This is a genomic window from Thiomicrorhabdus sediminis (assembly GCF_005885815.1).
In the GTDB taxonomy this organism is placed as follows: Bacteria; Pseudomonadota; Gammaproteobacteria; order Thiomicrospirales; family Thiomicrospiraceae; genus Thiomicrorhabdus; species Thiomicrorhabdus sediminis.
In genome coordinates this window covers 855,495-869,326 of sequence record NZ_CP040602.1, presented here as the reverse complement: position 1 = coordinate 869,326, position 13,832 = coordinate 855,495, and the positions used below count along the sequence as shown (strand labels likewise).

Below are 13,832 nucleotides of genomic sequence, written 5' to 3'. Positions count from 1 at the left end.
ATACCTTGCCTTTAAAGCGGTGTATTGACTTGATGATTTTGCATAATCGCATGGCTTTGCATCCAGCTTTCGATTTCTTCAACCGTTCTTGGCAAACCTTCGGTTAAGACCTCATAGCCGTTTTTCGTCACCAACACATCATCTTCGATACGGATGCCGATATTATGCCATTTAGCATCAATATCCTCATGCTCATCAGAAACATACAACCCCGGTTCAACGGTGATCACCATACCTGGTTCAAGCTTACGCGACTGGCCATCGACTTTATATTGGCCGACATCATGCACATCAAGCCCGAGCCAATGACCAGTACCATGCATAAAGAAGGCTTTATAGGCTTCTTCTTTAATAAGCTTTTCAACATCCCCCTTTAAGATGCCTAAATCGACCAACCCTTTAGTCAACACCTTAACGCTGGCTTGGTGCATCGCATCGTAATTCACTCCGGGAGCGATCACTGCAATAGCCGCCTGTTGCGCTGCCAATACCAAAGAGTATAAAGCGGCTTGCGCCTTACTAAATTCGCCACTGGCAGGAAAGGTCGTGGTGATATCACCGGCATAGCCTTGAAACTCGGCACCGGCATCAACCAAAACCAATGCCTTTTTATCCAAGATGGCACTATTTTCGGTGTAGTGCAAAATGCAGGCATTATCGGCCGAGGCGACAATTGAATTGAACGCCACTCGCGGCGAACCGTTGCGCTTAAAGGCCGCCTCTAATTCGGCTTGTACCTGGTACTCATAATCCGCCGTTAAAACCGACTGCATCGCACTCAAATGCCCCTGCACAGAAATTTGTGCAGCCTGACGCAGGCGCTCGATCTCTTCCTCACTCTTCAATAGACGCTGTTCATGCAGTAACGCGTCCAGATCCTGAATTGAGCCCGGAGCGGCAATGCCCTGTCGAACCTTCGACTTGGCCTCACTGATGGCTTGATTGAGCCAATCGTTCCAACCCGCCAAATGAGAAAAACTCAGCCAAACGCTGGTTTTACCTTGTAGCAAAGGCATGCCTTCCTCATCCAACTCATCAATACCATAAGCGCTGTCCACCTTAAGGGTTTCGCAAGCCTGCTCAACCCCCAAACGTCTTCCCTGCCAGATTTCCTGCTGCTTATCCTTTTCTCGCAAAAATAGTACGGCCTTCGCTTGCTTGTCTTGTTTTACGAGAAACAGAACCGAATCGGGCTCGGTAAAACCGGTGAGATAAAAGAAATCACTCTCGGCACGAAATTCATATTCGACATCACGGTTACGAATCTGCTCTTCACCGGAGGCGACAATCGCCACGCTATTGGCAGGCATCGATTCGATAAGACGTTGTCGGTTATGCTGATAAAACTCGCTAGATGGCATCATAGTTTAGGCTTTATTGAAGTGAATTTAGTGTCATTAATGCAATGTATCGTTTTCCGGCATGGCATCCATTATCGGCGCCGCCTGAGTTGGGTTTAACTCTTCATTAATGGTCAAAATCGCAATACGGACAAATTCGATCAATTCCATAAAGTCGGATTCTTCGTTATCACCGATCGATTTCATTTCATTTAATGACGCCACATCAATACGGGCAATCTGCCCCAGATCATCGACCAGCTCACGAACATTTTCCGGAATCTCATTTTCTGCTTCGTTTAATGCGCCGACTAATCCCAAACCGTAAAGCACACCTTCACAAAGTTGACCAAGCATGGCGGCACGAAACACCAAGGCTTCGTTATCGTCAGGAATGCAAAGCTCCAATTCAAAGCCGGAACCGTTTAAACCTTTATTGGTATCCTGAAACATCTCGTCAAGCACCATTAAAAACGATTCTTTAACCGATTTGACTTGCGCTTCTTCAAGCAGTTTTTTAATCCAAACCGATTCTTGTATATCGTTGTCACCACACAATAAACCGATCAACATGCCTTGAATAAACGCCGGTGATTCTAATTCTGGAAATGGGGCAACCGCCTCATTGACCTTTTCAAAATTCATTTAATACTCTCTTTGCGCTAAGTCAAACTATGACTTGTGTAAGCCTATTTATTGGTGAATAATATCACAATCCACTAGGCAGATTCTGACCTTGTTAGCTTCGTTTTACCGGTTAAACAGCCGGGCAAATAGAATTCTAAGCCATTTACAGAAACTGTCATCTGATGTTTGTCACAAAAACAATTCAATACAAACAGGCAGAACCTATTTAAGCGCATAACCTAGGAGTATCTCTGTGCTAACACTCACTTTAATGGACTCTACTTTTGAATTCGATTGTGAAGACCATGAGCGCGAAAAACTCATTGAAGCGGCTACCATGCTTGAAGACAAGCTCGAGCAACTGCCGACCATGAAAGATAAAAACAAAGTATTGATGACGGCATTGAACATCTGCTTTGATTACTTGACCCTAAAAGAAGACACTCTTGCCTACACCGAGCGTCTTGAAGGGCAAATTCAGCAGATGATGACGCAAGTCGCCAGCGAATCGGAAAAAGACAGCGCTTAAGATCCCCTCAGTTCCCTGTAAAGGCTTAACGAAAATCGCCGTTAATTCAATCGACTATCACTGTCAATCTATTGGTGATAGTCAAAACCACCATTTTCTACCATTCCAGCAAACACAAATACAGCGCTATTTTCAAATCTTTCTTAAGCAATTATTCGCACCTTATAACAATCATAACCAAATGATTTTAAAGATTAATTTTACTTTTAACAACAAATCAAAATAACTGATAGAAAAGTTCTGTTTCAAGGCAGATTCTGACTATCCAGTTTGTTATAATACACACAGGCACAAGGTTGGCGGACATAAACCCCGTTCCGATAATTACAATATTGGGGTCAGACTCTTGTAATGGTGAGCATCTCGCTAGTTTTCTAGCCCGAGAAGCCTAAGTTCCTGAGAAGACCGCCACCTGGACTTCACGGTTCCAGGGATTTTAGTTCGTCGGCTTTGTGCTCTCTTTCCTTTATTGTTGCATCATCGATCTCCTTCCCACCAAATACAGTTAGATTAATTCGCAACTTGTTATACAGGTTTCGTATAATCTTAGTGCATTCATTAATTCGTTAAGCAAAGAGTCAATTCATGAATTCAGGCCTGCTTCGTAAGACCCTAAGAGATCAAAGACGTCAATTACCCTCAAGCATCCAGCAACACCACGCTAAACAGGCTTTACAGCATCTAAGCGACTTGCTCAGTCAGAACCCGGCCTTTCAAACACCGCAGAATATTGCCCTATTTCTGGCACAGGATGGTGAACTGGAAACGGATACGGCGATTCAATATCTGTGGCAACAAAGCGAACATCATATCTATTTACCGGTATTGGAAACCCAGCCCGATTGGCATATGGGCTTTGCCCGTTACAAGCCAGACAGCAAGATGGTTCGTAACCGTTTCGATATTGCCGAACCCGATGTTGCTCTGAATGAACACCTGAATGGTGAGCAGATGGATTGGGTATTTATGCCTTTGGTGGGCTTTGACAAACAAGGCAACCGCATGGGCATGGGTGGTGGTTATTACGACCGCAGCTTTGCCTTTAAACTACAAAACAGCCGCGAGAATCAAACCAAATTGATTGGCTGGGCGCACAGTTTTCAACAGGTAGAGCAGCTGCCGAAAGAACCTTGGGATGTACCTTTAGACGGTATTATCACCGAACAAGGTTTTACCGATTTCTCACTCCATCGACAGTAACCCAAAAGAACGGCGAACCTTTTCTTAGAGACCCGCAAGCACTTCTTTAGAGACTGGAATCTTTAATTTTTTACCGACATAAAGCTGATTGGCATTCTTGATATTATTGACATGCTTAAGCTGTTTGGTGGTGACATTATAGTTTGCCGCGATTTGCGATAAGGTATCGCCATATTGCACCTTGTAATGCACATATAAAGTGTCTCCCCAGCGCTGCTGCGGATAAAGCTCGTCCCGGTATTTCACCAGACCATCGACAATTGACGCCGCCATTTTACGCTGGAAACCTCTACTCATCAGGTTACGCGCCTCATGAGGGTTGGAGATAAACGCGGTCTCGATTAGCAAAGACGGCATATCAATCGATTTAAGTACCGCAAAACCGGCCGATTGCACCGAATGCTTGTGCATTTTGATGGTTTTATGCATTTCACCCAACACCACCTTCGCCAACTTATGACTGGCACGAATATTCGCTTCACGCGACAAATCACTTAAGGCAAAGGCCAGATCATCGTCCATGCCGTTGAGGTGGATATCGTCAATAGCGGAGTTTTCACTTTTTGCCAATAAGCGCGCCATGGTACTGCTCGCACCGCGCTCGGAAAGCACATAAACCGACCCCCCTCTTACCGAACTGTCATGAAAGGCATCGGCGTGAATGGAGATGAAAATATCGGCTTGTTTCTGTTTGGCGATCTTAACGCGCTCGGATAAGCGAATGAACTCATCTTTTTCTCGAGTCAAAATCGCTTTCATGCCCGGCTGTTTATCAATATAGGCTTTTAACTGCTTCGCCATCGCCAAAGTCGCATGCTTTTCATACACTCGATTATGGCCGATGGCACCGGTATCCTTACCGCCGTGGCCGGCATCAATCGCAATAACCAAATCGGCCGGTTTTTGCAAAACCGCACTTTCTTGATCTAAAAGGCTTTCTGTGGCTTTGGATGCCGGCAGAGTTTTCTCGGATGTTTTCGGAGCCAAGGCAACAAGAGGCTGTTTATGATTGGCTTGTGGCAATAGGCTATGCTGAGCTTGAGTTGGTTTCTGTTCTGTCTTGGTCGTCGCCGGTTTTTTGTTCACTTCGATCTGGTCGGCAAACGATTCAACAATCAGCGCCGGCTCGGTTTTGTCACTCATCGCCTGCTGAATAATCTTTTCCAGTTGTGCTGATTTATGTGCTGAAACGGCATTTGCCGATGAGGGCTTACTCGTTGGTTGTTGCGCTAACTGTGCGTTATTAGCCTGCTTAGGCTTGTCAGCGACTTTATTGTCTCGCTGATTTGCTTTGGCCTGACTGATATTTGAATCCTTGTTTGTGCTGGCAACTTGTGCTTTGGCTGGAGACGCTTTTTCTATTTTTGTAGCCAATGGTTTGGCTAATAGATCGACAACCAAACGCTGGCCTTTAGATTCGTTACCAGCCAACATAAACACTTGATAGTGTGGGTTTTTATGCAAATCGAGTACCACTCGAACGCGTTTTTCTTTATCGGCGACACGAATTTTAAACAGGCGTTTATCGGTAAGAATTTTGTTTTTGAAACTCAGGGCGTTATCGGTGTCAAAAAAATCGACAACAATTCGAGACGGGTTATTCAATTGAAAGACTTTATAGTCTTTGGAATCCTTCAGGTCGAATACGACACGGGTTTTATCGTCAGTCTGGCCGACACGCATACTGGAAAGTTCAGCGCTGGCAAAAGCCACTTCTGCCCAGAGCAATATAAACAATGTAAAACCCAGCTTGGATAAGTGCTTACCGAATTGATTCATAACTGACCGCCACCCAATTATTCAAACCCATAAAAGATTGTGCTCTGCTCTACTATGGCTAGCGAAAACTAGGCCAAACGAGCCTTGATTGATTCTAGCAATACTTCTGCTTTAGGGCTTTGCGCAAGCATTTTCACCTTACGACCTTGATCCTGATGGATCAACTCAATAGCCAAGTCTGCGGCAGGCAAAAGCGGCTCACCTTTTTGTGGCCATTCGACCAAAGCGATGAAATTTTCGCTAAACAAGTCCCTAACAGCTAAGTACTCTAACTCTTCTGGATCGCAAAGTCTATATAAATCAAGATGATGTATACTATTTGTAGAAAAATTATAACTTTCAATAAGGGTATAGGTAGGACTTTTGACTTTTTGCCCAGGCATGAAGTGTTGGATAAAAGCTCGTGAAAAGAACGACTTACCGGCTCCCAAGTCACCGTAAAGATAGACCACAAGCCCATCAGCAAAGGCTTCTCCCTGCTCACAGGCCTCAGCCAGCTGCCCGGCAAATTCAATGCTTGCCAGCTCGTCGGCTAGTTCAAATTGAAATGCTTTGGCATCGTTTATTACTGACATTATGTTCTCCAAAAAACCGTTTCCCGCTTTTTTCACGCTAAACAATTTTATCGTTTAGCTATTTAAGGCGGCGCTTATAATACAATGAAACCAGTCAAACCGATAATTTAGCATAGAAAATGACCGATACCGTTTCAGCACAACCAACCTTAGTTTTATCCAGTGAACAGTTTGCCCAAATCAAAGGTTGGGCCGCGCAACTGGGATTTGCTGATATCAGTGTCTGCGACATTGATTTATCCGACTATGAAAAAGGCTATTTTGACTGGCTTGCACAGGATTATCACGGTGACATGGAATATATGTCTCGTCACGGGATTAAGCGCTCCCGCCCGGAGGAATTGGAACCGGGCACTCTCAGCATCCTCAGTGTGCGTTTGAATTATTTTGACTGCTCTGCCGAGCATGCCGCACGCCAGATCCAGCAAACCGATAAAGCCTATATCTCGCGTTATGCTTTGCAAAAAGACTACCATAAACTGATGCGTAAACGTTTGCAGCAATTGGCTGACAAAATCGGCCAACATTTCAATGGATTCCAATACCGTGCTTTTTGTGACAGTGCGCCGGTTTTAGAACGCTCTATCGCCCATAAAGCCGGGCTGGGTTTTATCGGTAAAAACAGTCTGATCATCCATCCCCGAGCCGGTTCATGGTTTTTCCTTGGCGAACTTTATACCAATCTGACAATCTCGACCGATTTGAGCGAAAAGACTCATCCGCAAGGATGCGGCCCTTGTAATGCCTGTATTGTCGAATGTCCTACTCAGGCCATTATCGACAACGGCATAGTCGATTCAAGGCGCTGTATTTCCTACTTGACGATTGAATATAAAGGCGCTATTCCGCTTGAGTTACGGGCATTGATGGGTAATCGCATCTATGGCTGCGATGACTGCCAGTTGGTTTGCCCATGGAACAAGTTCACCGCCGATACCAACGAAGATGTCTTTAGAGCCCAACAAAACCGATTGGATAAAGCCACACTACTGGAGTTGTGGCAGTGGGATGAAAATCAGTTTTTGCAAAATTTCGCCGGCTCCCCCATTCGCCGTATCGGTTATCCGCAGTGGTGCCGCAATCTGGCCGTGGCGCTAGGCAATATCAAGGCGTCTAACCATGAAAAAAGCGCCATTATTCAAGCCTTAATAAGCAAAAAAACAATCATTAATGACCTGGTTGACGAACATATCGATTGGGCAATTAGCCATTTAGGCAAAACACCAGAATCAGAAAACCACGCTTTACCCCATAAGCAGATTTTTGCAATCGATCCGAAAAACATTCGCCCTTTTAAGGCAAAAAAGTATTACCTGCCGAAAATGCCGGACAATATTGATAAATAAAATGCCCGTCTTATAAGCGGTCGAAGATCGATCCCTGAGTCGGAGTGAATAGCTTGGCGTAGAGACGTGACGCATAGGTGTTGGTCATCCCCGCAATATAATCTGAAATCACGCGTTGCTGGGCCTGTTCGGTTTCCGCCTGCAGGTATTTATTGTAAGAACTGGTCGGCAGTAGCGCACTCGGGTTGGCTCTAAGCGACTTGAACAACTCAAGCACAATCAATTGGCCTTTATATTCCATCTGCTTCACTTCAGGAATGGTGATGACGTTTTTAAACACAAAACGTTTCAATAGATCCAATACCGCTGCTTCGCCCTCTTTTAAGCGCGCCTGATAACGTAACAGCGGATGCTCGAATTCACCGTTCTCATCCATATAAATGCCTTCGACCATAATGCCAACCATTTTACTCACCGCGTGTTTACGGCCACGGGAGGAATTACTAAACAAACGCTCAGTCATCTCATCATCCCAAAGCTGGTACTTCTGGAACTCGGCATCTTCCATCACTTCGGCCTGCCAGAGGTCTCGCGAAACCATTTTCATTTCCACCGCGTCTTCCAGATCATGAATACCATAGGCGATATCATCGGCCAACTCCATAATTGTCGTATCCAGCGCCTTATACTGTGTTTGTTGATGGCAACTCTGGCATTCCGCCAACTGGGTAAAACGCTCGCGATCGGCCGCAGAAAAAGGCTGCAATACCCAATCGAAAATCTGTTTTTCTTCCAGATAAATGCTTTTTGGCGGTGACCAGCGATTCATTTTCAATGTACGGAAATCATCGACCTGCATCTCTTTAAGTTGAGCCTGATAATCGGTATTCACCGCGATGACATTATTGTAAATAGCCGGGTATTTCATCACCCCCAAAGCGGTACGGCGCGACAGATCCAAACCATGTTCCGGGGTATATTCGCCAAGCTTGGCGAGGATTCTTAAGGTCTGCGCATTGCCTTCAAAGCCGCCATGATGGCGCATCATATAATTCAAAGCCACCTCACCACCATGACCATAAGGCGGATGACCTAAATCATGAGCCAGACAAATTGCCTCGATCAAATAAAACGACGGCAACCACTCGACATAAGGTTTTTCATTGCCACTGTCATCAATACCGACTGTAATCAACTGCTCGACCAGGCCTGAACCGATTTGAGCCACTTCCATAGAGTGCGTTAAACGGGTACGGTAAAAATCCGATTCACTTAAACCGAAAATCTGCGTTTTTGCTTGTAAACGTCTAAAAGACGCCGAGTGAATGACTCTGGCACGATCTCTTTGATAGACGATGCGCGCCGGGCGGGAGTCCTTGTCTTGTAAATAATCGGTATAACGCTGTGTCCAAATCTGAGATTGTTGATTATCCATATCGCTAGTCCAGCTCGCCCTTTGCACTGATTTGCCTTGTGGTTTTCCCACAAAGCATAATTCCTTATCAAATATGCCGTTATGATACTCAAAAGCCCTTAGTATTCCTAATTTAGATCATTGATTTATGGAATATTTAATCTTGTTATGCGCTATTTTCAGGTTTTCATTCCATCTCACCGAGAAAAAATCGGCCTAAATAATTGAGCCTTATTCATGGTGTCGTTAGCCGCCATCTATAATAAATCCGAATTTGACAAGCCTTTAATCAGCGTTTACATTGCCAAGTAAGCCCATTAAATGAGCCTATTGTGACCATGCATACTCAACAGATTTTCACCTCTTTGATTAAATCGACTCTGATTTTATCGCTGCTTTTCAGTAGCAGCATTGCTTTAAGCGGCTGCTTCAAATCGGATTTGAAAAAATGCATCGATAAACAAAGTTATTTGTGGGACAACACACAAAACCCAGCACATAAAAACAAAGCTTACTGGGATGCGGTCGCAGCCTGTAAAGAAAAGTATCGTTAATAAATACCGTTAACTTTTATTATGGGAATCCACTGTAGAGCCGCCTAACAAACCGGCCTTGATAAGCAAGCACCCTCTATTTACTGCCAAACTCGCCAAGAAATTCGGCATCACCTATTGTCCTAATGGCACAGCTCCCTTTATCATGCATCTATAGGAAACCAAAACGCCTCACCAAATAACAAAGCGGGGAAAACACCATGAATGCTGCTAGCCTGATTCTTAAAATTATTGCCGGCGTATTTGCCGCACTGATTATCACCGTTATCGCCATCATCACCCTTGTCGATCCGAATGACTATCGCGATGAAATCACCAATGCAGTCAAACAACAAACCGGTCGCGACTTCAGTGTCGCCAATATGAGTTTGTCGATTTTCCCTAAGCTGAGTATCGATTTGGAACAAGCCAAACTCAGCAATGCCGAAGGATTTTCTGAAACGGCTTTTGTCGAAGTCGATAAGGTTCAGGTCGGTGCCGCTTTACTACCCTTGCTTTCAAGCTCGCTACAAGTCGACACCCTGACACTACAGGGCTTGCGTATCAACCTGCAAAAAAATAAAGAGGGAAAAACCAATTGGGACGATTTGATCGCTGCCAAAGACGATGAGAAGGTTTCACCAAGCGATGAACAAAAAGGGGACCCTCTTTCGGCGTTGGCCCAACTTAATATTGGCGGCATTAATATCGAAGACGGCTACCTGCTCTGGGATGACCGACAAACACTGCAAAAAATTGAACTGACCGGTTTAAGCCTTAATACCGGCGCGATTACCTTAGGTGAATACTTTACTATCAATATTGCCGTCACCAGCAAAATCCAACAGCCTCGAATCGATAACCAACTCAGCGCTTCCATTGAGGCAATGCTGGGCAAAAACGGCGAATATGGCTTGCGTAATTTACAGTTGGAAAACCGGATGTCAGGCAAAGATTTCATTATCCAGCAGTTGACTTTAAAAGCCGCACTACCTGAATTTAGCCTTAAAGAAGATGCTCTGTCTATCGCTAAAGCGACACTGGACTACGATATCTCACTGGATAATACAATGCCTATAACTCAATCCAGCGGTGCCCTGACAATGGGCCCGGTAAACGGCAATCTTAAAACGCAGCAATTCAAGATTGAAAAACTTAATCTGCAATCAAACCTAAACGGTGAAAAGCTTGATAAGGCTCCCCTTAACCTGTCTGCCCAAGCCGCTATTGACATGCAAAAACAGACCGCCAAAATCGGTGAATTGAAGCTGCAAGCCATGCAAGTAAACGGCACAGGCGAGATTAAGATCGCACAATTAACCTCAGAACCCACAGTGCATGCCGATGTCAATCTGGCTGAAACCAATCTGCGTACCCTACTGACTCAGCTTGGCATCAGCTTACCAACCATGCAGAACAAAAACAGTTTAACTCGTTTTGCCAGCCAAATGACGCTGGATTACTCAACTAAACCGCAATCCGTTAAGCTTACTAAACTGCAAGTTAAATTGGATGACAGCACCTTAAACGGTCAGCTATCGGTCGCTAACTTTGCCAAACCGGATATCAATTTCAAACTCGGTTTGGATAAAATTATCGTTGATGCTTATTTAGCGCCAAAAACCAAGCAAGAAAAACAAACTCCTACGGCTGACCCGAATGCAAAAATAGAACTGCCGACCGAAATGTTGCGTTCATTAAGCATCGCCGGTGAACTCAATGTCAAACAACTGCAATACGATAAGATCAAAGCCACCGATGTGGTACTGGTAACTGCAGCCAAAAACGGTTTGATCACCGCCAAACCGATTCGTGCGCAGGCATTTAATACGCAGATCAACGCCAGTTCGCAATTGGATGTGCGCACCAACACACCCAAATATCAAATCACCACAAATACCGCCAATCTGCCTATTGGTGAGGTATTGATCGCGGTGGCCGATACCGACAAGCTTTCCGGTAAAGGTTCGGTTAACGCCAACCTAACGACTTCGGGTGACTCGATTAATGACTTTAAAAAAGCACTCAATGGTTCATTGGATTTGGATTTGAAAGATGGGGCTGTCAAAGGTTTTAACCTGGCACAAAGCATTCGTAATGCCAAGGCGAAAATCTCCGGACAACCGGCACCTGCAACCAATGAGGTGCAGCAAACCGACTTTAGCTCTCTTATCGGTAAGTTCACCATTAAAAACGGCGTGGTCAATACTGAACAGCTTTCGGCACTTGCACCGTTTATGCGCATCGAAGGTTCGGGAACCATCAATATCCCACCTCAAACCCTAAACTACCTGGTAAAAACCAAAATTGTCGGCTCTGATAAAGGTCAAGGCGGTGAAGCTTTACAAGACTTAAACGGCCTGACAATTCCGGTCAAGCTGAACGGGGATCTGACCAGTCCGAAAATCGCACTGGATTTAAACTCGATTCTTGAACAGAAAACCAAACAACAAATTGAGCAGAAAAAAGAAGAAGTCGTCAAAGACTTGGAAAAACAGCTCAAAGAAAATTTGTTCAAAGGGTTCAAGTTCTAAACGTTGCAAACACCATAACCGGTCTTGGGCATAACAGTGCCATGCACCTTAATGCCCGAAACTAAATTTTTCAGCCTTGATCGGCGAATGATTTGAGCAGCTTCGCCTAAATGCAAAATTCATCTGCAATCACAGCCAGTTACGCAGTCTTTAGTCAGTATTAAATTGACAAAAAGCGCTATAATTAGCTGATGATTAGATTTCTTAAACTAAAAATGCATCAAATCGGCAGAGCGACCAAGCGCTCGACCTTTTTGAACCGTTATTTTCCGCGTTTTCAAGATCGTGTTTATTGGGCTGGTGATCGCCAATCCTTCGCTCGCGCAGGCTTTATCGGTTCTTTTTGTATGATGCTACCGGTTCCGTTTCAGATGGTACTGGGTTCGGTACTCGCCTATTATTTGCGCTCCAATATCCCATTAGCGACCGCACTGGCTTGGATCACCAACCCTTTGACCATGTGGCCGATCTGGTACGGTGGCTACGTTTTCGGAACTTGGATACTGGGCACACCGGATCTTTTCGAAGCATCCGCGCATATCGCTATCGGTTCGCCACAATGGTTTGATGAAGTCTTTCCATTAATATGGAAACCCTTCTATTTCGGAAACATGTTATTAGGCGTGATTATCGGCACGGTACTTTATACCCTGATTGCCCATTTTCATTGGCAAACGATCAAAGACCTTTTCAGATCAAGCGCGAACCACCGCTCTTAATTATGGCTTGGTAACAAAGCTTGATAAACTATACTTCGCAAGGAGTGAAGCTTGTCGGAACAGCCGAAGCAGACCACAACTCTAAAACGCGTTCTAGGATTGCCCCAATTACTGCTGTATGGTTTGGGCACCACCATCGGTGCTGGAATCTATGCTTTAATTGGGGAATTGGCTGCAGTTTCCGGTTATTATTCAGTCGCCTCTTTTCTAGTGGCGGCGGTAATCGCCTTTATCACCGCCTTATCCTTTGCGGAAATCTCAGCGCGGATACCTAAAGCAGCCGGTAGCGCGAGCTACGTTTTTCACGGTTTCAACAGTAAGTCCTTATCGACAGCGGTCGGCATATTGGTAATTATGGCGGGACTGACCTCAACCTCCGCTTTAATCAATGCGTTTCATCACTATTTGGATTTCTTTATTGCTGTCGAACGTCTACCGACCCTGATATTGGTAATGCTCTGCATTGCTTTGCTTGCAGCTTGGGGGATTGCCCAATCGGTCACAGTGGCCGCGGTGATTACCCTTATCGAAGTATTCGGCCTCTTATTGGTGATTTGGGTCAGTGTGCCCGAACTGATTGCCATCAACCCCGATTGGAGCCTGTTAATCCCCAATGACATTATGGCTTGGGGGCTGGTTTATGCCGGCGCCTTATTGGCTTTTTACACCTTTATCGGTTTTGAAGATATGGTCGTGGTTGCCGAAGAAACCCGTGACGTCAAACGCACTCTGCCCAATGCGATTATTCTTACCCTGACGATTACCAGCATCCTTTATATCATGGTCATGATAGCGGCCATCTACCTGATGACCCCAGAAGGCCTTTCACAGAGCTCTGCGCCTCTGGCTGAACTTTATGCCCAACAAACCAATAGCAATAACAACATCATTCTTTTTATCGGCATGGTCTCCATCTTAAACGGCGCGCTAATCCAAGTGATAATGGCCGCTCGCGTACTCTATGGTTTGGCAAACAACCGACAACTGCCGCAATTTTTGGCCTATATCTCGCCTAAAACCCAGACACCTGTCACCGCCACACTGCTAGCTTCGAGTATTGCGTTGCTTATGGCAATCAGCGGCTCTTTAGCCGGTTTAGCGCAAATCACCTCCATAGTCATGCTAGTCGTTTTCGCTTTGGTTAATGGCGCCTTAGTGCGTATTAAGTTGCAACAACCTAAACCGGAGGGGATTTTAATCGTGCCGACGGCAATCCCGGTTCTGGGTCTAATTTTCAGCTTGTTTTTCTGTATCAACGAGCTCCTGGCATTCATCTAGGCAGCGCAAGCATTCAGT

12 protein-coding genes are annotated in these 13,832 nt (G+C 45.1%); 7 read left to right on the top strand and 5 right to left on the bottom strand.

All coding sequences use genetic code 11. The features are described from left to right. Positions 1-11: 11 nt before the first annotated feature. Together FE785_RS03965 and FE785_RS03960 are read right to left on the bottom strand one after the other, a co-directional pair. Complete coding sequence (locus FE785_RS03965; protein ID WP_138564532.1) at positions 12-1,364, bottom strand: aminopeptidase P N-terminal domain-containing protein; 1,353 nt, start codon at positions 1,362-1,364, stop codon at positions 12-14. A gap of 33 nt (positions 1,365-1,397) precedes the next feature. Next, positions 1,398-1,985 (bottom strand): UPF0149 family protein, encoded by a 588-nt coding sequence (locus FE785_RS03960; RefSeq protein WP_138564531.1) that lies wholly within the window; start codon positions 1,983-1,985, stop codon positions 1,398-1,400. 235 nt (positions 1,986-2,220) lie between these two features. Between FE785_RS03960 and FE785_RS03955 the strand changes: the two genes are divergently transcribed. Together FE785_RS03955 and FE785_RS03950 are read left to right on the top strand one after the other, a co-directional pair. Then, positions 2,221-2,496, top strand: a complete 276-nt coding sequence (locus tag FE785_RS03955; RefSeq protein ID WP_138564530.1) for a cell division protein ZapA — start codon at positions 2,221-2,223, stop codon at positions 2,494-2,496. A 585-nt stretch (positions 2,497-3,081) separates the two neighbouring features. Then, positions 3,082-3,696: a 5-formyltetrahydrofolate cyclo-ligase gene (locus FE785_RS03950; protein ID WP_138564529.1), complete on the top strand. Its 615-nt coding sequence runs from the start codon at positions 3,082-3,084 to the stop codon at positions 3,694-3,696. Between the two features lie 24 nt (positions 3,697-3,720). On the opposite strand, the gene FE785_RS03945 is transcribed toward FE785_RS03950, so the two are convergent. Next, positions 3,721-5,475 carry an N-acetylmuramoyl-L-alanine amidase gene (locus FE785_RS03945; protein ID WP_138564528.1) on the bottom strand — a complete coding sequence of 585 codons (1,755 nt, stop codon included), beginning with the start codon at positions 5,473-5,475 and terminating at the stop codon, positions 3,721-3,723. 68 nt (positions 5,476-5,543) lie between these two features. Further along, positions 5,544-6,050 (bottom strand): tRNA (adenosine(37)-N6)-threonylcarbamoyltransferase complex ATPase subunit type 1 TsaE, encoded by a 507-nt coding sequence (gene tsaE, locus FE785_RS03940; RefSeq protein ID WP_138565776.1) that lies wholly within the window; start codon positions 6,048-6,050, stop codon positions 5,544-5,546. Between the two features lie 119 nt (positions 6,051-6,169). Here tsaE and queG point away from each other — a divergent pair, with 119 nt between their 5' ends. Continuing rightward, positions 6,170-7,396 carry a tRNA epoxyqueuosine(34) reductase QueG gene (gene queG / locus FE785_RS03935; protein WP_138564527.1) on the top strand — a complete coding sequence of 409 codons (1,227 nt, stop codon included), beginning with the start codon at positions 6,170-6,172 and terminating at the stop codon, positions 7,394-7,396. Between the two features lie 10 nt (positions 7,397-7,406). On the opposite strand, the gene FE785_RS03930 is transcribed toward queG, so the two are convergent. After that, positions 7,407-8,771, bottom strand: a complete 1,365-nt coding sequence (locus tag FE785_RS03930) for an anti-phage deoxyguanosine triphosphatase (protein ID WP_138564526.1) — start codon at positions 8,769-8,771, stop codon at positions 7,407-7,409. Between the two features lie 311 nt (positions 8,772-9,082). On the opposite strand from FE785_RS03930, the gene FE785_RS03925 reads away from it, so the two are divergent. The 4 genes from FE785_RS03925 to FE785_RS03910 all read left to right on the top strand — a co-directional run bounded on the left by FE785_RS03925 (position 9,083) and on the right by FE785_RS03910 (position 13,814). Further along, a complete protein-coding gene (locus FE785_RS03925) occupies positions 9,083-9,304 on the top strand; it encodes a hypothetical protein (RefSeq protein ID WP_138564525.1) in 222 nt (73 codons plus the stop codon). Positions 9,305-9,504: 200 nt separating this feature from the next. After that, positions 9,505-11,817 (top strand): AsmA family protein, encoded by a 2,313-nt coding sequence (locus tag FE785_RS03920; RefSeq protein WP_138564524.1) that lies wholly within the window; start codon positions 9,505-9,507, stop codon positions 11,815-11,817. Positions 11,818-12,008: 191 nt separating this feature from the next. After that, positions 12,009-12,536, top strand: coding sequence for a DUF2062 domain-containing protein (locus FE785_RS03915; RefSeq protein WP_138564523.1), 528 nt, complete (start codon positions 12,009-12,011; stop codon positions 12,534-12,536). Positions 12,537-12,587: 51 nt separating this feature from the next. Continuing rightward, positions 12,588-13,814 (top strand): APC family permease, encoded by a 1,227-nt coding sequence (locus FE785_RS03910; RefSeq protein ID WP_138564522.1) that lies wholly within the window; start codon positions 12,588-12,590, stop codon positions 13,812-13,814. Positions 13,815-13,832: the final 18 nt, after the last annotated feature.

Coding starts and splice junctions, on each gene's coding strand:
- FE785_RS03965 (WP_138564532.1), bottom strand. CDS start 1,364: ATGATGCCATCTAGCGAGTTTTATCAGCATAACCGACAACGTCTTATC.
- FE785_RS03960 (WP_138564531.1), bottom strand. CDS start 1,985: ATGAATTTTGAAAAGGTCAATGAGGCGGTTGCCCCATTTCCAGAATTA.
- FE785_RS03950 (WP_138564529.1), top strand. CDS start 3,082: ATGAATTCAGGCCTGCTTCGTAAGACCCTAAGAGATCAAAGACGTCAA.
- FE785_RS03945 (WP_138564528.1), bottom strand. CDS start 5,475: ATGAATCAATTCGGTAAGCACTTATCCAAGCTGGGTTTTACATTGTTT.
- tsaE (WP_138565776.1), bottom strand. CDS start 6,050: ATGTCAGTAATAAACGATGCCAAAGCATTTCAATTTGAACTAGCCGAC.
- queG (WP_138564527.1), top strand. CDS start 6,170: ATGACCGATACCGTTTCAGCACAACCAACCTTAGTTTTATCCAGTGAA.
- FE785_RS03930 (WP_138564526.1), bottom strand. CDS start 8,771: ATGGATAATCAACAATCTCAGATTTGGACACAGCGTTATACCGATTAT.
- FE785_RS03920 (WP_138564524.1), top strand. CDS start 9,505: ATGAATGCTGCTAGCCTGATTCTTAAAATTATTGCCGGCGTATTTGCC.
- FE785_RS03915 (WP_138564523.1), top strand. CDS start 12,009: ATGATTAGATTTCTTAAACTAAAAATGCATCAAATCGGCAGAGCGACC.